The 19,022-nt window shown below is 71.2% G+C and carries 19 protein-coding genes; 5 read left to right on the plus strand and 14 right to left on the minus strand.

The window, feature by feature from the left end; translation table 11 throughout:
- Nucleotides 1-349: 349 nt before the first annotated feature.
- From AB0M83_RS06580 to AB0M83_RS06605, 6 genes are all read right to left on the minus strand, one after another.
- Nucleotides 350-952, minus strand: a complete 603-nt coding sequence (locus AB0M83_RS06580) for a helix-turn-helix domain-containing protein (RefSeq protein WP_364513387.1) — start codon at nucleotides 950-952, stop codon at nucleotides 350-352.
- Nucleotides 953-1,018: 66 nt separating this feature from the next.
- Complete coding sequence (locus tag AB0M83_RS06585) at nucleotides 1,019-1,888, minus strand: YwqG family protein (RefSeq protein ID WP_364513390.1); 870 nt, start codon at nucleotides 1,886-1,888, stop codon at nucleotides 1,019-1,021.
- Nucleotides 1,889-1,924: 36 nt separating this feature from the next.
- Complete coding sequence (locus AB0M83_RS06590) at nucleotides 1,925-2,350, minus strand: hypothetical protein (protein ID WP_364513393.1); 426 nt, start codon at nucleotides 2,348-2,350, stop codon at nucleotides 1,925-1,927.
- Nucleotides 2,347-3,135 (minus strand): fumarylacetoacetate hydrolase family protein, encoded by a 789-nt coding sequence (locus AB0M83_RS06595; protein ID WP_364513396.1) that lies wholly within the window; start codon nucleotides 3,133-3,135, stop codon nucleotides 2,347-2,349. Before AB0M83_RS06595 ends, AB0M83_RS06590 begins: the two co-directional genes overlap by 4 nt.
- Entirely contained in the window at nucleotides 3,132-3,578 is a 447-nt protein-coding gene (locus AB0M83_RS06600; RefSeq protein WP_364513399.1) for a nitroreductase family deazaflavin-dependent oxidoreductase, read from the minus strand. The genes AB0M83_RS06595 and AB0M83_RS06600 overlap by 4 nt, the downstream gene beginning before the upstream one ends.
- Nucleotides 3,578-5,284: an acyl-CoA dehydrogenase gene (locus AB0M83_RS06605; RefSeq protein WP_364513401.1), complete on the minus strand. Its 1,707-nt coding sequence runs from the start codon at nucleotides 5,282-5,284 to the stop codon at nucleotides 3,578-3,580. The genes AB0M83_RS06600 and AB0M83_RS06605 overlap by 1 nt, the downstream gene beginning before the upstream one ends.
- Before the next feature lie 237 nt (nucleotides 5,285-5,521).
- On the opposite strand from AB0M83_RS06605, the gene AB0M83_RS06610 reads away from it, so the two are divergent.
- Both AB0M83_RS06610 and AB0M83_RS06615 read left to right on the plus strand, forming a co-directional pair.
- Nucleotides 5,522-7,063 carry a DEAD/DEAH box helicase gene (locus AB0M83_RS06610; protein WP_364513404.1) on the plus strand — a complete coding sequence of 514 codons (1,542 nt, stop codon included), beginning with the start codon at nucleotides 5,522-5,524 and terminating at the stop codon, nucleotides 7,061-7,063.
- A gap of 112 nt (nucleotides 7,064-7,175) precedes the next feature.
- A complete protein-coding gene (locus AB0M83_RS06615; RefSeq protein WP_364513406.1) occupies nucleotides 7,176-7,472 on the plus strand; it encodes a hypothetical protein in 297 nt (98 codons plus the stop codon).
- Between the two features lies 1 nt (nucleotide 7,473).
- Here the strand turns inward: AB0M83_RS06615 and AB0M83_RS06620 are convergent, their stop codons facing one another.
- The 3 genes from AB0M83_RS06620 to AB0M83_RS06630 are packed head-to-tail and all read right to left on the minus strand — an operon-like array spanning nucleotide 7,474 to nucleotide 10,217.
- Nucleotides 7,474-8,358 carry an ABC transporter permease gene (locus AB0M83_RS06620; RefSeq protein WP_364513408.1) on the minus strand — a complete coding sequence of 295 codons (885 nt, stop codon included), beginning with the start codon at nucleotides 8,356-8,358 and terminating at the stop codon, nucleotides 7,474-7,476.
- On the minus strand, nucleotides 8,345-9,136 hold the full coding sequence (locus tag AB0M83_RS06625) for an ABC transporter ATP-binding protein (protein ID WP_364513410.1): 792 nt from the start codon (nucleotides 9,134-9,136) through the stop codon (nucleotides 8,345-8,347). Before AB0M83_RS06625 ends, AB0M83_RS06620 begins: the two co-directional genes overlap by 14 nt.
- Before the next feature lie 19 nt (nucleotides 9,137-9,155).
- Entirely contained in the window at nucleotides 9,156-10,217 is a 1,062-nt protein-coding gene (locus AB0M83_RS06630) for an ABC transporter substrate-binding protein (protein ID WP_364513413.1), read from the minus strand.
- A 230-nt stretch (nucleotides 10,218-10,447) separates the two neighbouring features.
- Between AB0M83_RS06630 and AB0M83_RS06635 the strand changes: the two genes are divergently transcribed.
- Together AB0M83_RS06635 and AB0M83_RS06640 are read left to right on the plus strand one after the other, a co-directional pair.
- A complete protein-coding gene (locus tag AB0M83_RS06635) occupies nucleotides 10,448-10,834 on the plus strand; it encodes a hypothetical protein (RefSeq protein ID WP_364513416.1) in 387 nt (128 codons plus the stop codon).
- Nucleotides 10,835-10,843: 9 nt separating this feature from the next.
- On the plus strand, nucleotides 10,844-11,026 hold the full coding sequence (locus AB0M83_RS06640) for a hypothetical protein (protein ID WP_364513418.1): 183 nt from the start codon (nucleotides 10,844-10,846) through the stop codon (nucleotides 11,024-11,026).
- Between the two features lie 3 nt (nucleotides 11,027-11,029).
- Here the strand turns inward: AB0M83_RS06640 and AB0M83_RS06645 are convergent, their stop codons facing one another.
- The 4 genes from AB0M83_RS06645 to AB0M83_RS06660 form a co-directional block, all read right to left on the minus strand.
- A complete protein-coding gene (locus tag AB0M83_RS06645) occupies nucleotides 11,030-11,920 on the minus strand; it encodes a transposase family protein (protein ID WP_364513421.1) in 891 nt (296 codons plus the stop codon).
- A 145-nt stretch (nucleotides 11,921-12,065) separates the two neighbouring features.
- On the minus strand, nucleotides 12,066-13,061 hold the full coding sequence (locus AB0M83_RS06650) for an S-adenosylmethionine:tRNA ribosyltransferase-isomerase (RefSeq protein WP_364513424.1): 996 nt from the start codon (nucleotides 13,059-13,061) through the stop codon (nucleotides 12,066-12,068).
- Nucleotides 13,058-13,723, minus strand: a complete 666-nt coding sequence (locus AB0M83_RS06655; RefSeq protein ID WP_364513427.1) for an SDR family NAD(P)-dependent oxidoreductase — start codon at nucleotides 13,721-13,723, stop codon at nucleotides 13,058-13,060. The genes AB0M83_RS06650 and AB0M83_RS06655 overlap by 4 nt, the downstream gene beginning before the upstream one ends.
- 44 nt (nucleotides 13,724-13,767) lie before the next feature.
- Nucleotides 13,768-15,135, minus strand: a complete 1,368-nt coding sequence (locus AB0M83_RS06660; protein WP_364513430.1) for a cytosine permease — start codon at nucleotides 15,133-15,135, stop codon at nucleotides 13,768-13,770.
- Between the two features lie 169 nt (nucleotides 15,136-15,304).
- Between AB0M83_RS06660 and AB0M83_RS06665 the strand changes: the two genes are divergently transcribed.
- Nucleotides 15,305-16,810, plus strand: coding sequence for a sensor histidine kinase (locus tag AB0M83_RS06665; RefSeq protein ID WP_364513489.1), 1,506 nt, complete (start codon nucleotides 15,305-15,307; stop codon nucleotides 16,808-16,810).
- 54 nt (nucleotides 16,811-16,864) lie between these two features.
- On the opposite strand, the gene AB0M83_RS06670 is transcribed toward AB0M83_RS06665, so the two are convergent.
- Nucleotides 16,865-18,796: a S53 family peptidase gene (locus AB0M83_RS06670; protein ID WP_364513433.1), complete on the minus strand. Its 1,932-nt coding sequence runs from the start codon at nucleotides 18,794-18,796 to the stop codon at nucleotides 16,865-16,867.
- Nucleotides 18,797-19,022 lie beyond the last annotated feature (226 nt).

Consider the following 19,022-nt stretch of genomic DNA (forward strand, 5'->3'; position numbering starts at 1 on the left):
AGGGCCGTCTCGATCGCCGCAGCGGGATTCGAATGTCTTGAATGAGTCATTCAGGTCTTGGGAGGTCTTGAATGACTCATTCAAGACGTTTGCCCAGGGCGCCACACCCATCGACCGGCGCCGGGAAGCCAGGCCGGGCGACTTTGCCGGACCCCTGCCTGGGAGTGGCGGGGGTGAGGCCGGTTGGCTGCCAGCTTCAAGCCGGTTTCGACGAGGAGCCAGCCGAGGCGTTGCCGTCGCGTTCCCGGGCGGCGGGGGCGGTTCACCCGGGCCGCTACCCCTCTCAGTTCGGTTTCTCGTTCGCGGACCAGGTCTTCCGCCATCAGGAAGTGCACCACGTTCGTCCCCCTCATTCGGACTTCGATGTGCCGGGTTCCTCGGGTTGCGCCTGCCACGGGAACGCCGACCAGTGCGCGATCACGTTGTGGTCGCCCGGCCGCGCGTCGCGGCGGTAGCGGTCGATCACCGCGTCGATCTCGTCGCTCATCGCCAGCGTTTCCTCGGGCGTGAGAGACAGCCTCGCGTCGCCGAAGACGGCCTTGTCGTACCACTGCTCCGTCCACCGCGGGAGCTCGCTCACGAACCGCGACTCCGCCTGGTAGCGCTGCTCGATCACGGACCGCAGGAACATGTCCAGGGGGCCGGCGAGGTCCGGGTCGCCGATGAAGTCGGCGGCCCGCATCCGCGTTGTCTCCTGCGCGGAGCGCCACCAGCGTTCGCGCTTGTTCCCGCGTTCGCTGTCTTCCTCGACCAAGCCGGCTTCGGCCAGCTGGCGCAGGTGCCAGCTCGTGGTTCCGGAACTTTCGCCGACCCGCTTCCCCAGCCCCGTCGCGGTGGCGGGGCCGTCCGCCTGCAGCAGGTCGAGCATGCGCATCCGCAGGGGGTGGGCCAGCGCCCGGAGCATCCGCGCGTCGATCGGGCTTGACGACTCGGTCCGGCGATCCCTGGGCATGCCGCCACCCTAGACCGCAGAGAGCCCTTTGCAAAGAGCCCTCTGCGGTTACCGCACGAGGAGGTGTCACCCGCACTGCAGCGTGCACCGCACGCGGTCGAAGCGCCCCGCCTCGAGGTCTTCGGCCCGGATCATCCAGTACAGCATTCCGGCGTCGCCCCAGATCATGTCGGCTTCGTCGTCGCTGTCGATCTGGGCGAGCAGCACCCAGCGGGCGGCCTCTTCGACCCGCAGCGGGTCCCGGTAGTCCCCCACCACCTCCGCGGCGATCTCGTTCTCCACCGCGCCCTGGATGGGCGCGGCGAACCCGCCGACCTGGTGGTGTGGACCCTTCTCGTGCAGCTTCCAGACGAGATCGTCGAACACGCCGGCACCGAGGAAGTCCGGCGGGCGATCCGCCGCCACGGCCGCCTCGGCGAGGGAGTCTCCGCTCGAGATCTCGGTCTGGTCGAGCAGGATGTGCTCACGTCCCGGGGCCGTGGCCACGACCTCGCCGTACAGGTCCCGGGCCGGATAGGGGTCGAGACCTTCGGGCGCCTTCCGCTCCACGACCGGCACCCCCGCCGGTACGAAGACGACCTGGGCGCCCTCGACATCTTCGAGCAACGGCCAGTCGTCGTCGGCTTCCCGGCGGAACCCATCGAAGTAGAAGAACAACAACGTGCCTGCCTCAGGCAGCGGGACGCTCAGGGATTCACGAGGCAGCGCCGCACAGTCCACCGCGGCCAGGAAGTCGAGCGGTCCCCGCCCGGGCCACTCGGGCCACTCCAACCCAGCGGGCATGACCGGAGCACCGCCGAGCCATCCCACGCGCGGCCCCGCCCCGGCGGAAACCAGCCGGATGCCCGGCCGGACCAGCTCGATCCACTTCGCCGCCACTTCGGCGGGCAGCCGTTCGTGGGCGAGGGTGCTTAGTCGATCTCTCCATGGCGTCACGGGCACATCGTGGCAGGGGGCACCGACAAAAACGGCTCAGCGCAGCGCGGCCAAACCGACCGCGAACAGCACGGCCGGCACCACCGCGGCCGCCGAGCTGATCAGCCCGGTGCCGCCGCGCCAGCCCACCGGGGACGTGTCGAGCACCATCCGGCGCACCAACGCCGCCTCGACCACCGCGGCCAGCAAAAACCCGAATCCCACACTGAAGATCGCCGACGCGCCGACGAAGAACAGGCCTGATGTCGACGCCGCGCCCAGTGGGGCCGCGATCTCCCAGCGGACCAGCCCCGCCGCCACCGCGAGCAGCGCCAGCAGCAGCACGAACGCCACCAGGAAGCCGATCCGCGCGGTCGTCTGGTGCTGGGCGTGCGCGAACCACCAGAACCCCGCGTCGAGGACCAGGACCACCGCGGCGAGCGCCAGGAACCCGGCGCGGAACTCACCCTGGCGAGGGCTCATGACGGCGGTGGCGTGGACCGTTCGCCGGCGAACCGCACCTCGACGCTGCCCAGCGCGCCGAAGTCCGCCATGACGTGGCCGCCCGCGTGGATCGGGCACGGTGGGGTCGCCGTCCCGGTCGTGACGACGTCGCCCGGGCGCAGCGAACGGCCGTGACGCGCGAGCTCCATCGCCAGCCAGTGCAGCGCCAGCCGCGGATCGCCGAGTACCAGGCTGCCGCTGCCGCGGGAAAACTCTTCGCCGTCGGCGTGCAGGACGACCGCCTGCCGCGGCAGCTCGAGGTCGCGCCAGCCCGGCACCGCGCGCCCCTCGACGAAGCGGCCCGCGCACGCCACGTCGGCCAGCAGCTGCGGCCCGCCCGCGTGCTGGTGGTCGGTGTAGCGGCTGTCCGGCATCTCCAGCGCGAGGAACATCGTGTCGACGGCGTCGAGCACTGCGGTCAGCGACGGCGACAGGCCCGGGTCGGCCTTGAGCCGGAAGGCGAACTCGGGCTCGGCGACACCCATGGTCATCGTGTCGGCCGGCACCGGCTCGCCCTCGGCGTGGCGGAACCGCTCGAACATCACGCCCGGCAGCGGGCCCGGGACGTCGAGGTACTGCCGGGCGTACGCGGTGGTCGCGGCGATCTTCCAGCCGGACACCGGGCCGGCCAGCTCGGCGAGCGCCGCCTGCGCGGCCATGCCCTCGGCGGCATCGCGCGGGCGGGCGTCGTCCGGCAGCCCCTCGAGGCGTTTCCCGGTCCGCCACGCGTCCCAGATCAGCTCCGCCGCCCGCTCTCGGTTCACGCTCCTGATCTTGCCAACCGGAAGACCGGGTGTCGATCGGCTTCCGCGGCGAAGGCTTCGGCCGCGTCGCTGAGCTTCGCGTCGAAGAACGGCGCCGTCACGGGGATCTTGCGGACGTACGCGCGCAGGACCGGGCCGGCCGTCGCGGCGTCGGCCTCCTCGACCGCCCACGTCTCGCGCGTGCGGCCGCGCCTCAGCCGGGCGGTGGCGTCGGCGCGCAGGTTGTGCACCCAGCCGACCTGCCCGTACGGCGAGACGAGCCAGCGGTCGCCGCCGACTTCGAGGACGTTGACCGGCGTGGTCCGGTTGCCGCCGCTCCGGCGCCCCCGGGTGGTCAGCAGGTACCCGGTGCTCCCGGTGATCGGGATCCCGCGCTCCAGCAACGCCTTCACGACCACGTTCGCGGCTTTCCGCGTCACGCCGAGCCGATATTTCCTGGCCATCACGGGTGCATAGCGTAGACCCCGGAGAGCTCCCGGACCCGCGTCCAGACGTTCTCGAAGCGCTCGGCGTCCACCACCGGCTTGCGCAGCGCGGCCAGCGCGATGGCCTGCTGGGCCTCCGTCGAGCTCGCCTTGCCGTTGAGATCGACCGCCGCGGCGCTGAAGTCCTGCACCAGCACGGCGAAGATCTGGTCGACGACTTCGGTGTCCAGGCCGGTGATCCGCGCCTGCTCCAAGATCAGCTGGCCGTACACGATGAGCGTGAACAGCTCGGTCAGCGCGAGCCCGAAGTCGAGGTCGGCCTGCTGCGCCTCGTCGGGCGCGGCCTCGGTCAGCAGCTTGACCAGGTAGCCCGCCTGCTCGGTGAACAGCGCGACGTTCGGGATGTCCGCGGCTTCGGCGTACGCGGTCTTCCAGTCGTGGAACCGGACCTTCGACAGCCCGCGCGCCGGGCCCTGGCGGAAGAGGAACTCGTCGTCCGCGGCGTCGGTGCGGGTGCCGACCGGCGCGTACTCCTGCGGCGCGAAGAGGTACGCGGGCATGAACTTGGCGATCAGCGCGAGGTTCACCGCCACCGTGCCCTCGAGCTTGGGCAGGCCGTCGATGTCGTTCTTGGACATCGCCAGGTAGGTGTCGGCCTCGAAGCCCTTGGCCGCGACGACGTCGGCGACCAAGCCGATCACCTTCTGCGCCTCGGTGGTCACCTTCATCTTGGTGATCGGGTTGAACAGCAGGTAGCGGCGGTCTTCGGGGTTGGCGCTGCGGAAGTAGTCGACGGCGCGGTCGGAGAACAGCTTCATCGCGGTCAGCCGCGCGTAGGCCTCGACGAACTCGCGGCGCACGTGCGGGAAGTCGGTGACGGGTTTGCCGTAGAGGACGCGGTTGTGCGCGTGCGTGATGGCCTCGTACAGCGAGTGCGTCGCCATGCCGATGCCGCCGAAGCACAGGTTGAACTTGCCGATGTTGACCGTGTTCAGCGCGGCGCTGAACGCCTCGGCGCCGACGTGCAGGATGTCGTCGGCGTGCACCGGGTAGTCCTCGAGCCGGAACTCGGCGACGTACATCTGCGACGGCACGACGTTCTTGACGACGTGGTAGTTCGGGTGCTCGGAGTCGGCGTAGAAGAAGACGTACTGGTCGGGGCCCTCGACGCCGTCGATGCGGCCGAAGACCGACACCGTGCGCGCGCAGTTGCCGTTGCCGATGTAGTACTTCGAGCCGGTCGCGCGGTAGCCGTCACCGTCGCGCGTGAGCACCAGGTCGGACGAGTAGATGTCGGCACCGTGGTCCTTTTCGGACAGTCCGAACGCGCCGACACCGCCGGCGTCGAGGGCGGCGGCCGCACGCTCACGCGCCGCGGAGTTGCCGCTCTGCCACACCGGGCCGAGCCCGAGGATCGTGACCTGCCACGGATACCAGTAGTTCAGGCCGTAGAACCCGAGGATTTCCGACAGCGCGGCGACGCGGGCGGTGTCCCAGCGCTTGTCCGGGTTGCCGCCGGCGTTCGCGGCCGGCGTCAGGAAGGTCGAGAACAGGCCTTCCTTGCCCGCGAACTCGAGGAAGTCCGCGTAGAAGGTGCGGGCGTGGTAGTCCTCGGTGAGCTTCGCCTTGCCCCGCTGCTCGAACCAGTCGATGGTCGCCCGCAGCAACCGGCGCGTTTCCGCGTCGAAGTGGGCCGGGTCGTACTCGTGCGGATTCAGCAGCATGGGGTGAGCCTCCTCGATTACCGACGGGTAACTTAGCAAGCCCCCTAGAGTGCGGGCAATCTCACTGGGGGTACGTCACCCCGACCGGCTACACTGATCTTGCGGGCCGCTCAGTTCTGCCTCGGCCCGCTGCTGTTGTCGACTACCACGCGCCGCGGCCGTTGACCGGTCTGCGCCGGGCAGGACAACCCTTCTCAGGTAACGGAGACCAGGGCGCGCGTGCGCCCGCATGCACTTATGACGACTTTCGCTGAACTCGGCCTGCCCACCACCATCGTGGACGCGCTGGCCGCCCAGGGCGTGACCGAGCCCTTCCCCATCCAGGCGGCGACCCTGCCGCACACCCTCGCCGGGCGTGACGTGCTCGGCCGCGGCCGGACCGGCTCCGGCAAGACCTACGGCTTCGTGCTGCCCCTGCTGGCCCGTCTCTCGGCGGGCCCGACGCGGCGCAAGCCGGGCCGTCCGCGCGCGCTGATCCTGGCGCCGACCCGTGAGCTCGCGACGCAGATCGAGGCGTCGATCCTGCCGCTGGCCAAGCCACTGGGCCTCAAGGCCACGACGATCTTCGGCGGTGTCTCGGCGAACCCGCAGATCACCCGGCTGCGCGACGGCGTCGACATCGTCGTCGCCTGCCCTGGCCGGCTCGCCGACCACATGCGCTCCGGGCACGTGAAGCTCGACGCGATCGAGATCACCGTCCTCGACGAGGCCGACCACATGGCCGACCTGGGCTTCCTGCCCGAGGTGCGCCGGATCATGGACGCCACGCCGTCGCGCGGGCAGCGGATGCTGTTCTCCGCGACCCTGGACAACGGCGTCGACGTGCTGGTCAAGCGCTTCATGAACGACCCGATCACGCACAGCGTCGACTCGGCGCAGTCGCCGGTCTCGACGATGGAGCACCACGTGCTGCACCTCGAGGAGACCCACCGGCTGCCGGTGCTGGTCGACCTGACCGCGGCCCCCGGCCGCACGCTGGTCTTCACGCGGACGAAGAGCCGCGCGAAGGCGCTGACGCGCAAGCTCGTGGCGTCCGGCGTCCCGGCGGTGGAGCTGCACGGCAACCTCGGCCAGAACGCGCGGACGCGCAACCTCGAGGCGTTCTCCTCGGGCGCGGCGAAGACGCTGGTCGCGACGGACATCGCGGCGCGGGGCATCCACGTCGACGACGTCCGCCTGGTCATCCACGCGGACCCGCCGGTGGAGCACAAGGCGTACCTGCACCGCTCGGGCCGCACGGCACGCGCGGGCGCGTCCGGCACGGTCGTGACGCTGATGACGGACGCGCAGGTCCGCGACGTGCGCGACCTGACGCGCAAGGCCGGCATCAAGCCGACGACAACCCAGCTCGGCCCGGGTCACCCGCTGCTGGCGGAGCTGGCCCCGGGTGAGCGCTCGTTCACGGCGTCGCCGAAGCGGCCGCCGGTGGACGACCGGCCGAAGAAGGTCTCGGCGACCGGCGCGGCACCGGGTTCGGGCCGCGGCCGGCGGGGCGCTCCCGCCACGCCGAAGGAGAACCGCGGCGGACAGCGCTCCCGGGCAAACGGCCAGGCGCGGCGCGACGAGTCGCAGCAGCCGCGGTCGGAGCGTCAGGGTTCGGGCCGGTCGGGAGCCGCTTCGGGCGGTTCACGGCGGTCCGGTGCTCCGGCGGCTACGGGCGGCGCTCGCCGCTCCGGTGCCCCGGCCGCTTCGGGCGGTCGCCGCGCGGGCTCCGGCTCGAGCGGTGGCGCCGCGGCGTTTTCGTCCGGCACCCGCGCGGGCGGGCGCCGGGGCCGCTGATCTGTCCTGCGAACGAACGAACGACGCGACCCCGGGCCCACGGTCCGGGGTCGCGTCGTCTCCGGACTCCGCCAAGGGGGCGGGTCCGCGGAGCCCGTGCCATGCTCTCGTGATGGAAGACACTGACCTGGTGCAGACCGGCATCGGCCTGCTGGCGTCGGTCTACCGGCTTCGCCAGAACCTCGAAGAGGGCGGCGAGCCGGGCACGAGCGGCTACCCCGAGCTGCTCGAAGGCGCGCTCGAGTACACCTCGACGACCGTCGGCGAGCTGGCCCAGCGCCAGGAGGCGATCACGCGGGGGCTGCTGATGGGGTTCGTCAAGGTCGTCGAGGCCTACGAACGGGAGAACCCCGGGCCGGACGTCCTGCAGCTGCTCCAGCAGCTCTCGCTCGAGGTCGCGGTGGAGTGAGCTAGAGCGACGCGGTCAGCCCGCGGGCTCGCAGCACCGCGCGCTCCAGGGGCCGGAACACCAGCAGTTCGATCCCGATGCCGACCAGCAGGATCAGGAAGATCGCCGCGATCACCGTCTCGATGCTGTTCAGCGACGACCCCTGGTTCAGGTACGCGCCGAGCCCCACGCCCAGCTGCGGCGACAACGCGATCAGTTCCGCGGCCATCAGCGAGCGCCACGAGAACGCCCAGCCCTGCTTCAGCCCGGCCAGGAACCCCGGCAGCGCCGCGGGCAGCAGGATGTGCCGGGCCGACGAGAACCGGTTCGCACCCATCACCTGCCCGACGCGCGGCAGGATCGGCGGGATCTGGTCGATGCCGGACACCAGGCCGTTGGCGATCGACGGCACCGAGCCGAGCAGGACGACGAAGTAGATCGCGCCGTCGTTGATGCCGAACCACAGGATCGCGGCCGGCACCCACGCCACCGACGGCAGGCTCTGCAGCCCGGTCAGCAGCGGCCCGATCGCCGCCCGGACCACGCGGACCTTCGCCACGACCAGGCCCAGCGGCGTGCCGATCACGACGCCGGCGACGAAGCCGAGCGCGGCGCGGTGGACCGACGTCCAGACGAAGCCGAACACCTGGCCGTCGACGACGCGGCTCCAGAACTCGTCCCACACCGCGAGGGGCGCGGGCAGCTGGGCCTCCGACCAGAACGCCGCCGCCCACAGGACCTGCCAGACGACGATCAGCAGGACGAGCGCGCCGACGGGCGGCAGGAAGCCCCACGCGAACCGGTTCCAGAAGCCCGGGCGGCGGTCGCCGGCCGGGGCGTCGAGCGAGTCCAGTCCGGCGCCGACCGCGTCGAGATCGGCTTCTGCGGGCCGGTCAAGCTGCGGCATGGGTGCTGATCACCTCGCGCAAGTGTCCGACGATTTCTTCGGTGAGCTCCTCCGCGTCGGCCAGCGGCACGTCCGTCCACTCGCGCACGACCTTGCCCGGCCGCGACGACAGCAGGACGACGCGCTGCCCGAGCCGGACCGCCTCGCGCACGTCGTGGGTCACGAACAGCACCGACGTGCCGGTGCTGCGGTAGACGCGCAGCAGCTCGCCCTGCAGGACGTCGCGGGTGATGGCGTCGAGCGCGGCGAACGGTTCGTCCATCAGCAGCAGCGCCTGCTCCGGGTCGCCGCCGACGCGCAGGGTCGCGGCGAGCGCGCGGGCCAGCGCGACCCGCTGCCGCATCCCGCCGGACAGCTCGTGCGGCCGCTTGCCGCCCGCGTCGGTGAGCCGGACGAGTTCCAGCAGCTCGGCGGCCTTTTCGCGGCGCTCGGCGCGGCCGAAACCCGCCAGCCGCAGCGGCAATTCCACGTTGCGGGCCGCGGTCAGCCACGGCATCAGCGCGGCCTCCTGGAACATGACCGCGGGCCGCGAGGTGTTCAGCGTGATCTTCCCCGCCGACGGCGCGTCGAGCCCCGCGACCAGGTTCAGCAGCGTGCTCTTGCCGCAGCCGGACGCGCCGAGCAGGCAGACGAACTCGCCGGGCGCGACGGTGAGGTCGACGCCGTCGAGCGCGACGACCGCGCGGCCGGCCGGGCCGAACGTCTTGCGGACGCCGTCGAGCCGGACCGCGGTCGCGCCGGTGAAGCTGCTCCGGCCGGTCGGGAGGGTCGTGGTCATCGCGGGCTGCCTCTCCGGATCACTTGGCGAGTTCGGGAGCGTTCACGGCGGGCTGGTTCTTCTCCTTGAGGACCTCGTTCAGCGGACCGAAGTCGGCGAAGCCCTTCAACGCTACCGCCGACTTGACCACGCCCGCCGTCACCGAGTCCTGCGCGAGCTGCGGGAACTCGGCCGGGATCGGGTCGGTGGTCAGCTCGATGCCGGAGAACGCGCGGTCGATGACCCCCTGGCTGAGGCTGCTGCCGGCCAGCTCCTTGAGGGCGCCGTTGACGACGGTCTTCGCGTCCGCCGGGTTGGCCTTCGCCCAGTCGATCGCGGCCAGCTGGCCCTTCAGGACGGCCTTGACGGTGTCCGGGTGCTGCTGCAGGAACTCGCTGCGCACGATCACGACGGTGGTCGGGAAGCGGCCGCCCGGCCACAGGCTCTTCTCGTCGACGAGGACCTTCGCGCCGGCGTCGAGCACCAGCCGCGAGGACCACGGCTCGGGCAGCCAGCCGCCGTCGAGCTCGCCCTTCTTGAAGGCGTCGAGCGTCTTGGAGTTGTCCAGGTTGGTGATCTTGACCTGGTCGGTCAGCTGCTTGCCGGCCAGGAACTTCTTGAGCGCGACGTCCTGGGTGTTGGCCAGCTGCGGCGTGGCGACCGTCTTGCCCTTGAGCCCCTCGACGCTGGTGATGTCCGGCTTGACGACCAGCTGCGCGCCGCCCGAGACGGCGCCCGAGACCAGCTGGATGGTGCCCTTGGACTTGGTGAAGGCGTTGATCGCCGGGCCGGAGCCGATGAAGGCGATGTCGAGCGAGTTGCCCAGCAGCGCGTTGACCTCGTCGGGGCCCGCGTTGAACGTCTGGGTGGTGAGCTTGGTCGAGCCCAGTTCCTGTTTGAAGAAGTCTTTCTTGACGCCGATCAGCGCGGGCGCGTGGGTGACGTTCGGGAAGAACCCGAGCCGCACCTCACCGGCCGCGCCGGCGTTCGCGGCCGGGGCCGTGGTGCTCTCCGCGGCGCGGGAACAGCCCGCGAGCACGCCCACGACGGTCAGGGCGGCCAGCGCCGAGGCCAGGAAGCGGGTTCTGTGGTGGGTGCGCACGTCGGCGTCGCCTTTCGGAGGTCGGTGTCGGGGCGAGGTTCGCACGGTCACCCACTAGGGCGCATAGCCATCCGCATCTCGGGAAATCCGGTGAGATTTCTTGACATCGGAAGCCGCTTGCGCCTATGGGCGACGCGGGATGGTCCCGGCATCTGAAACGACTGGGCGGTTTGGGCAACCCGCCGCGTCACCCGGACGTGGTACAGGTGACGACGGATTCGGGAGGGAACATGACGAGCCGACGGGGCCAGGGAGCCACCGGCGTCCGCGTGGCGCTGGTCGTGCTGTTCATCGGAATGGGCCAGGCGACGTTCGAGTGGTTCAGGTCGCTCGGGATGGACACGGTGACCAGCCTGGTGGTCTGGGCGATCCCGGTCTTCACGGGAGCGGCGGTGACGCTGGTGCTGTGGCTGGCGTCGGACCGCGCGTTCTCCCTGCGGAACTGGCTGCCGGTGGCGGTGAGCATCCCGGTGTACCTGGGCGGGGCGTTCGGCCTGGTCACGGGCGAGGCGACCCTGGTGGCTTCGATCGTGACGGGGGTCGGGCTGGGGATCGCGGTGGTGGCGGTGACGGGATTGCTCCGGTCACGGCGGCGCGAGGAGCCGGTGCGCCGCTAGCGCCCCAATGTGGCGTTCGGTGCGTTCAACGCACCCAATGTGGCGTTCGGTGCGTTCAACGCACCCAATGTGGCGTTCGGTGCGTTCAACGCACCCAATGTGGCGTTCGGTGCGCTGGACGCAACCAACGCCACATTGGGGTTGTTTCATCGTGGTTTGTGCTGGTCGGGCGCGTTTGGTGAAGTGTGGTAATGCTCAGGCCCGACCGGGCCGGGCACTGTCGCGCACGCTCTGCTCGTGCTGGGTCAGCACGAGCAGAGCCCGCAACAACGTCGTGGCGTGACGGGTGTCGAGACGGAGCCTGTCGAGGATCCGCCAGGACTTGAGGGCGGCGAAGCCGCCCTCCACCGCGCACCGCATCGCCGCGAACACCGCGTTCGCCTGCTTCTGAGCCTCGGTCAACGACCGGCGAGCCTCGGCCTTATAGGGCGTGAGCACGATCTGTTCACACCGACCACCACACAGGTCACACGCGCGGGTGGTACGGACGTCTTTGTGCCAGCCCTGGAAGCCCTTGTCCCCAGCCGGGGACAGACCGTGGACGTGCAGACGTTCCCGGATGCCTAGCCGGCGGCCGGCGGTGATGTCGGCGGTCCTGCCGGGCAACGCCGCCGAGACCCACAACAACCGGCCGTTCTCATCAGTCAATGCCAGCGCGAGCAGACCGTGCTGTTTGTGTTTGCCGCTGTAGTTGGCGCGGTTGGCCCGGCCGGTGCGGCGGCGGGTGCGGATCAGGGTGCCGTCCACCAGCACCACCGCCGCGCCCCGGGCGGCCAGGCGGCGCAGTACACGACCCAGCCGCGCTGAGCGGGCGGCGAGCAGACCGATGACTTCCAGCACCCAGCGTCGCACCGTGGCGGCCGAGACACCCATACCGGCTCCGAGGTGGGCCAGGCGTGGGTCGTGGCGCAGCACCGCCAGCACCACCAGCGCCTGCTCGGCCGGGCTGGCTTTGCGCCAGCGGGACCGCAGTCGTGCCCGGTGGGCGCGGACGAGTTCGGCGACCATGGCCAGGGTCTGTCGGGAGAGGGGAAGGGTGACCTGGTAGGAAAGGGAGCTGAAGCCCTCGGCGGGTTGTTGACTCACATCTCGATCGTGCCGAGGGCTTCACCTGTTTCCGGGTCACCACGCTGGTCCCGCCGTCACGTCCTCCCGCACCAACCGAACCGGCCCTGTCGCACCGCCCCGACCAGCCACAACCACGATGAAACAACCCCATTGGGGCGCTCGGTCAGCGGCGCAGGAGCAGGGACACGTCGCCGAACTCGTGCCACAAGTAGCGGCGCTCCACCGCCGCGTCGTACGCGCGCTGGACCAGGTTCCTTCCCGCCACCGCCTCCAGCAACAGCAGGTGGGATGCGTCCGGTGCGTGCAGGCCCGTGATGATTCCGTCCACCACTCGCGCCGGGCGGTCCGGGCCCAGGACCAGGTTCGTCCAGCCCTCGGCCGCGCCGTCCGGGGCTGACTCCAGGGCCCGGGCCACCGTCGTGCCCACCGCGATCACGCGGCCGCCTCGCGACCGCACCCAGGACACCAGCGCCGCCGTCGTCGGCGGGACCCGGAACCGCTCCGCCTGCGGTGGCTCGCCCGCCTCCGGCGAAGACACCCCCGTGTGCAGTACCAACGGCGCGAACAGCACGCCGTCCGTGACCAGGCGGGTCACCAGCGACGCAGAAAACGGCCGCGCCGCCGAGGGCATCTCCGCGCTGCCCGGTTCGCGGGCGAACACCGTCTGGTAGTCCGACAACGGCCACTCACGCGGCACGTACCCGTACCGGATCGGCCGACCCGCCGCCGAGAGGAAAGCCAACCCCTCGACCGACACCTCCGCCCGCCACAGCCGCGCGTTGCCCGGCGCGGCCGGAGCCACCAGCGTCAGCGACGCTCCCCCGGGCAGCTCCAGCCGCTCCCCCGGCCGGCCGTCGAGCAACGGCCCCCCGGGCGCGCGCAGCTCGACGACCCACGAGCCGTCGTCCAGCGCCGTCGAGAAGTGGACGACCACCGGGCGTCCCCCGCGCACCGCGTCGACCGCCGCCGGCAGCGTCCCCGATGTGTTCACCACCAGCAGGTCCCCGGGGCGCAGGTGCGAACCCAGGGAAGAGAACACCGTGTGGTGGACGCCCGCAGGCGACGCGACCAGCAAGCGGACCTCGTCCCGCGCCAGGCCGCGCGCCTCCGGTGGGGCCGAGGCCGACAGCTCGTCCGGCAGGTCGAACCGGATGTTCATGCGCTCACCAGCAGGTCCGCCGCCCGGTAGCGGCCGCTGGGCGGACGTTCGTCCAGCAACCGGAGGAACGCCGGGACCGCGGACGACGGCAGCGGCCGGTCGGAGATGTCCTCGCCCGGGAACGCGCGCTGGTGCATCGCCGTGCGCAGGTCACCCGGGTCGACCGCGTACACCGCGAGGTCCGGGTTCTCCGCGCCGAGCACCGCCGTGACCTGGTCGAGCGCGGCCTTCGCCGAGCCGTAGCCGCCCCAGCCTTCGTACGCTTCGACGGCGGCGTCCGAGCTGACGTTGATGATCGCGCCGCGAGAAAGAGCCGGCAGCAGCAGCTGCGTCAAAGCGAGCGGCGCGAAGACGTTCACGCGGTAGACGTCTTCCAGGTCCGCCAAGGGATAGCTCACCAACGGCGGCAGCGGGCTGACGCCCAGGGAACTCGCGTTGTTGACGAGCAGGTCCAGGGAAGGACAGGCGTCGGCCAGTGCAGCGCGGTGGGCCGGGTCGGTGACGTCGCCGGGGACGGCCGTGAAGCCGATCTCGTGCGCGGCCGAACCCAAAGCGGCCGCGTCCCGGCCGTCGCCGATGACTGTCCACTTGCGACTCACCAGCGCGGCGGCCAGGGCTCGGCCCAGACCCGCGGACGCACCGGTGACGAGTGCGGTTGGCATGGTTCCTCCTTCGAGGGGTACCACGCCATCGTCAAACCTCTACATTACTCGATGTCAACCGAAGCCCGGCCGCGCAGCAGGAAGTACGCTGCCAGCGAAACGACCAGCCCGACGTAGTACGCGAGATCCGCGCCGTGCAGCGCCGACGCGACCGGTCCGGTGTAGAGGGACGTGTTCATGAACGGCACCGCCGCCCCGAACCCCACGACGAACGCCACGAGCGCGGCCCAGGGACGCACGGAAACGGCCGCCAGGACGTCGACGCGCCGGCCGCGGCGGGTCCGCGCGAGCCAGTCCGGGATGACGACGCCGAGGAACGGCGGGATCCAGTAGCTGACGAACAGCAGCACGTTCTGGAACTTGGCCGCCAGGTCGCCGCTGTGCATCCAGAGGATCAGCGCGAACGCGAGCACCGTGACGACCACCGCCGACACCGGGCGCCGCAGCCGGACCCCGACGGTCTGCAGGGCCAGCGAGCCGCTGTAGTCGTTCATCGCGTTCGACGACACCGCCGCGAGCGCGATCACCGCCAGCGCGAGCGCGCCCAGGAATCCGCCGCCGAGCAAGGCGGCGACCCCGGGCGCCGTCTGGTCACCCAGCGACGAACCCAACGCGAGCCCGAGGCCTTCGCCGATCGCGTACGACGCCGTCAGGCCGAGCAGCGTCGCCCAGAACACCGAGCGCGACGACGTCGCGGCCGGCAGGTAGCGGCTGAAGTCCGAGGCGTAGGGCGCCCAGGAGATCGCCAAGGACAGCGTGATCGTCGTGAACAGCACGACACTGCCCGCCAGGTCGGCGCCCGAGGCCGTGTCGGCGGTCGCGATCGGGTGTCCGGAAAGGACCTTCACGGCGAGCGCGGCGAACGCGAGCACCAGCAGCACGCTCATCACCGCCTGGACGCGGTGGATCAGGGCGTACCCGAAGACGCCGAGCGCGCACTGCAGCACCAGCACGATCAGCACCGCGGCCCAGAACGGCAGCCCGGTCAGCTCGGCCAGCGCCTCGCCGCCGAACAGGCCGACCAGCGCGTCCCAGGCGATCGAGCCGAGCCACTGGACGAGCCCCGGCAGCACGACGCCGCCGCCGAAGGGCAGCCGGGCGAGCGGCAGCTGGCCGGTGCCGGTGCGCGGTCCCCAGGTGGACAGGTACGCCACCGGCAGCGACCCGAGCACGGTGCCGGCGAGCATCGCGGCCAGGCCCGTCCAGAACCCGAGGCCGTACGCCGCGGCGAGCGTGCCGGTGAACACCGCCGTCATGGTCAGGTTCGGCGCGAACCACACGCTGAACAGGCGCCACGGCCGCCCGAACCGGTTGCCCTCCGGCACCGGCGCGATGCCGTGGGTTTCGATCGCCAGGTCACGACCGCCGGTGGGCATGCGCCCGCCGAAGACCTCCGCACCCAGTCCGTTCATGTGCTGCCTCCTGTCCTGATCACCCTAAAGCGCGCCCGCGTGGTGTAACGCGACGGCCCGAACGGGCGAATCACGGTTGGCCGTTGCCGGACCGCGTTGCTCACCCGCCAGGATTGCCCGGCGAGGCCACCGGGAGGGTTGCGTGGTCCAGCATCCGCGGACGCTCGCGATGACCGGCCTGCTGGCCGCCGGTTTCGCGCTCGGCGTCACGACGTCGACCCTCAAGGCGGCCGACGGGTCCCACTCCGCGCTCGACACGGCGCTCAGCACCGCGACGGGGTTCCTGTTCCTGCTCGCCGGCGCGGTCGCGCACGTGCGGCGCCCGGCGAACCCGATCGGCGTGCTCATCGCGCTCGCCGGCGTCGCGGTCTTCCTCGAAGACCTGCAGTTCGCTCGGGACCCGGTGCTGCACGCGATCGCCGTGCCGCTGCGCGCCGCGGCCGGCCCGGTGATCGCGCACCTCGTGCTCGCCTTCCCCCACGGGAAGCTCCGGTCGCGGTCGGAACGGCTGCTCGTCGCCGCGTCCTACCTGGTGGCGTTCGGCTTGGGGTTGCTCGGACTCCTGGCCCGCGACGACCCGCGTGGCCTGCCGGCGGTTTCCGCCCGCGTGCTGGAGCTCGCGGCCACGGCGATCGGCGCCGGGGTGATCGCCGTGCTGCTCCACCGGTGGCTGACCGGAGGGGCGCCGCAGCGGCGGCTGCTGTCGCCGGTGCTCGTCATCGCGCTGTCCGGCGCGCTCGCGTCGGGGGCCGGCACCGCGCTCGGCGACGGCCACCCGCTGTCGGAACCGCTGCTGCAGGTGTACCGGGTCCTGTTCTGCCTGTGGCCGCTGGCGTTCCTGGCCGGCGTGCTGCGGGCCCACGTCGGCAACGCGGAGATGATCCGGCTGCTGCTGGAGCGCGACGGCACCGGGCTGGCGGCGCTGGTGCAGGACGACGAGGTGTGGAAGGACAGCCGGTCGATCGACGCGCTGAACGCGGCGGCCGGGCTGGTGCTGGACAACCAGCGGCTGACGGCGGAGCTGGAGCAGCGGCTGGCCGAGGTGCGGGCGTCGCGGGCCCGGCTCGTCGCGGCGGGCGACGAGGAGCGCCGCCGCCTGGAGCGCGACCTGCACGACGGCGCTCAGCAGCGGCTGGTCAGCGTGGTGCTGCTGCTGCGGATGGCGGGCCGGCGGTACGGCGCCGCGCTGCCGGCGGAGGTCCGGGCGCTGCTGTCCGGCACGGTCGACGAGCTGCAGACCGCGATCACCGAGCTGCGCGAACTGGCCCGCGGCATCCGCCCGGCGATCCTCACCGAAGCGGGCCTGGTCCCGGCGGTGCGCTCGCTGGCCGACCGGATCCCGATGGAAGTGGCGCTCGCGGTGGGCACGGTGCCCCGGCTGGACGCGGCCGTCGAGGCGACGGCGTACTTCGTGGCGTCCGAGGCGCTGACGAACGCGTTGAAGCACGCGGAGGCGGACCACGTGGACGTGCGGATCGCGGTCGAGGGGACGGAGCTGCGGGTCGAGGTGACCGACCCGGGCGTCGGTGGCGCCGACGTCGAGGGCGGCACGGGCCTGGCCGGGCTCCGCGACCGCGTCCAGGCCCTCGGCGGCGAGCTCGAGGTCCGCAGTGACGCCGGCGGGACGACGGTCCGCGCGGTCATCCCGCTCGCCGAGACCCCCGGAAAGCCGTGAAGGCCTCCTTACCGGCCGACGAAGCCGGTAAGGAGGCCTTCACGGACCTTGCTGCTAGACGAGCAACAGGAACAGCAGCCCGTTGGGCGTGCCGAGACCCGTCACGTCGTCGTAGCCCGGGGTCGTGTGGATGGTCAGACCCTGGTAGTCGAGCGTGCGCACCGAGGTGAGCAGGCCGTCCGAAGCGTCGACCGAGTTCGCGTAGTCGACGCGCTCCACGGCGGCGTCCACGTGCTTCACGTCGCTGATCGCCGGGGTGCGGGAGGTCAGCTTGTAGATCACGGGGTTGATGAAGCCGTGGTGGAAGTGGTCGAAGCTGTCGGCCACCGCCATGATGCCGGCGAACACCGGCGACGCGAGGCTCGTGCCGCCGATCCGGTACTGGTCGTAGTAGGCGCCGTCCGGGAAGGTCTGCGTCTGGCCGACCAGGAAGCCGGTGTTCGGGTCACCGATCGCCGAGATGTCCGGCACCACGCGGCCCTTGTTGTTCCCCGTCTGGTTCTTCTTCGCCAGCGCGTCCGGCACGACGCCCTTCTGGTAGAAGGGCTGCGCGAACAGGCGGCTCGTGCCGCCACCGGAACCGCTGGTGTAGGCCGCCGGGCCGTAGACGCCGTTGGTCAGCGTCGACTTGCTGGTCTCCCAGCCGGTCTCGAAGATCCGCTTGCCGTCCTTGCCGATCGCGATGGACGTGCCGCCGACCGCGGTGATCCACGGCGCCGAGGCGGAGAAGTCCGGCGACGGCGTGCCGAGGCGCGCGACCTCGTCACCGTTGTCACCCGAGGAGAAGTAGACGCCGATGCCCTCGAGCACCGCCTGCAGCGAGATCTGGTTGAACACCTTGACCTCGTCGGCCGGGATGTCCTCGCCGGTGTCGCCGTAGGAGTTCGACACGATGTCGGCCTTGTGACCGGCGATCACGTAGTTCAGCGCCACGTCGAGGGCGTTGTCCTCGCAGGACTCCCCGCCGACGTACAGGATGTCGGCGCCCGGCGCGAGACCGTGGGCGGCCTCGACGTCGAGGGTCTCCTCGCCGTACCAGCCCGCCGCGTCACACTGGTCCGGCGGCTCGAGGACCGGGTTCGCCGGGAAGACGTGCTGCTTGAACTGGCTCTGCTTCAGCGGGTGCTGCGGGTCGTTCTTCTTCGCGTAGGTGCTCGCGTCGGCGTAGATCGTCGGCGAGGCGAACGCGTCCACGATGGCGATCGTGGTGCCCTTGCCGTCCGCGCCGACCTTGTCGACGCCGTAGGCCGACCGCAGCTGCGCCGGGGTGTAGCCGCACGGGGCGTACGGCAGGTGCTGGCCGTTGTAGGCGGGGTCGGTGGTGTCGACCTTCTCGCCGTAGTAGGCGCTGCACGGCCGCGCGTTGCGGAAGCCGGGGCCGGGCGCGACGTCGGACGGCGTCCCGGAACCGGTGGCGTGGTCCGGCTTGAACAGGTTGGTCGCCTGGTCGACGCCGACGACACCGAGGACGTCGGCCGCCAGGTTCGCGGGCACCGACAGGTTCTTGTCGGCGGCGCGGAGGGTCTGGCCCTTGACCTTGTACTTGCCCAGCTTGACGCCGAACGCGTTCTGCGTCTGGCCGGCGGTGCCGGTGGCCTCGACGTAGGCGCGGTTCGACGGGACGTCACCGATGCTGAACCCGCTGCCGGTCAGCCACGACTTGACGGCGTTCACCGTCGCGTCGCTGGCGGCGAACCGGTCCCGCACCTGGTCGGGGCTGAGGTACTGCCGGTAGGTCTTGCTGTCCGGGTCGGACACGGCCTGCGCCAGCGCCTCGGCGCCGGCGTTGTCGCGCTGGTTCAGGTAGACCCGGAAGCTCAGCTTGGACGCGGGCGCCGTGTCGGCGACCTTCGCCTGCGCGTTCGCCCACAACGGGTGCGACTGCGGAATGTCCTGACGCCCCTGCGCGGACGCCGTCGCCGGCAGGGCGCCGGTCAGGCCGCCCACCACCGCGAGCGAAAGGAGCAGGGTGGAGCTTCTTCGCACAGAAATCTCCCTCTTCGAAAGCGGCCCCCAGGAAATGGGCCTGGAACACCGGACGAGACTAGATCGGTGTTCCGCTCGCGGGGAAGTACTTGCGGAACCGTTATCTGGTCGCGAATTCACGGGTCCCGGCGCGTGGTACGGAAATCCGATTTGTCACTCGGATTACGCGAGGATTAATGCTCGATGAGAGGTAAGTCCGATTCGTGCCCGTATTGCGGAACACGAG

It is taken from the genome of Amycolatopsis sp. NPDC051106 (genome assembly GCF_040682775.1).
Classification (GTDB): Bacteria; Actinomycetota; Actinomycetes; order Mycobacteriales; family Pseudonocardiaceae; genus Amycolatopsis.

Coding starts and splice junctions, on each gene's coding strand:
- AB0M83_RS06610 (WP_364513404.1), top strand. CDS start 5,522: ATGACGACTTTCGCTGAACTCGGCCTGCCCACCACCATCGTGGACGCG.
- AB0M83_RS06605 (WP_364513401.1), bottom strand. CDS start 5,284: ATGCTGCTGAATCCGCACGAGTACGACCCGGCCCACTTCGACGCGGAA.
- AB0M83_RS06600 (WP_364513399.1), bottom strand. CDS start 3,578: ATGGCCAGGAAATATCGGCTCGGCGTGACGCGGAAAGCCGCGAACGTG.
- AB0M83_RS06620 (WP_364513408.1), bottom strand. CDS start 8,358: ATGCCGCAGCTTGACCGGCCCGCAGAAGCCGATCTCGACGCGGTCGGC.
- AB0M83_RS06665 (WP_364513489.1), top strand. CDS start 15,305: ATGACCGGCCTGCTGGCCGCCGGTTTCGCGCTCGGCGTCACGACGTCG.
- AB0M83_RS06655 (WP_364513427.1), bottom strand. CDS start 13,723: ATGCCAACCGCACTCGTCACCGGTGCGTCCGCGGGTCTGGGCCGAGCC.
- AB0M83_RS06615 (WP_364513406.1), top strand. CDS start 7,176: ATGGAAGACACTGACCTGGTGCAGACCGGCATCGGCCTGCTGGCGTCG.
- AB0M83_RS06625 (WP_364513410.1), bottom strand. CDS start 9,136: ATGACCACGACCCTCCCGACCGGCCGGAGCAGCTTCACCGGCGCGACC.
- AB0M83_RS06590 (WP_364513393.1), bottom strand. CDS start 2,350: ATGAGCCCTCGCCAGGGTGAGTTCCGCGCCGGGTTCCTGGCGCTCGCC.
- AB0M83_RS06635 (WP_364513416.1), top strand. CDS start 10,448: ATGACGAGCCGACGGGGCCAGGGAGCCACCGGCGTCCGCGTGGCGCTG.
- AB0M83_RS06650 (WP_364513424.1), bottom strand. CDS start 13,061: ATGAACATCCGGTTCGACCTGCCGGACGAGCTGTCGGCCTCGGCCCCA.
- AB0M83_RS06580 (WP_364513387.1), bottom strand. CDS start 952: ATGCCCAGGGATCGCCGGACCGAGTCGTCAAGCCCGATCGACGCGCGG.
- AB0M83_RS06660 (WP_364513430.1), bottom strand. CDS start 15,135: ATGAACGGACTGGGTGCGGAGGTCTTCGGCGGGCGCATGCCCACCGGC.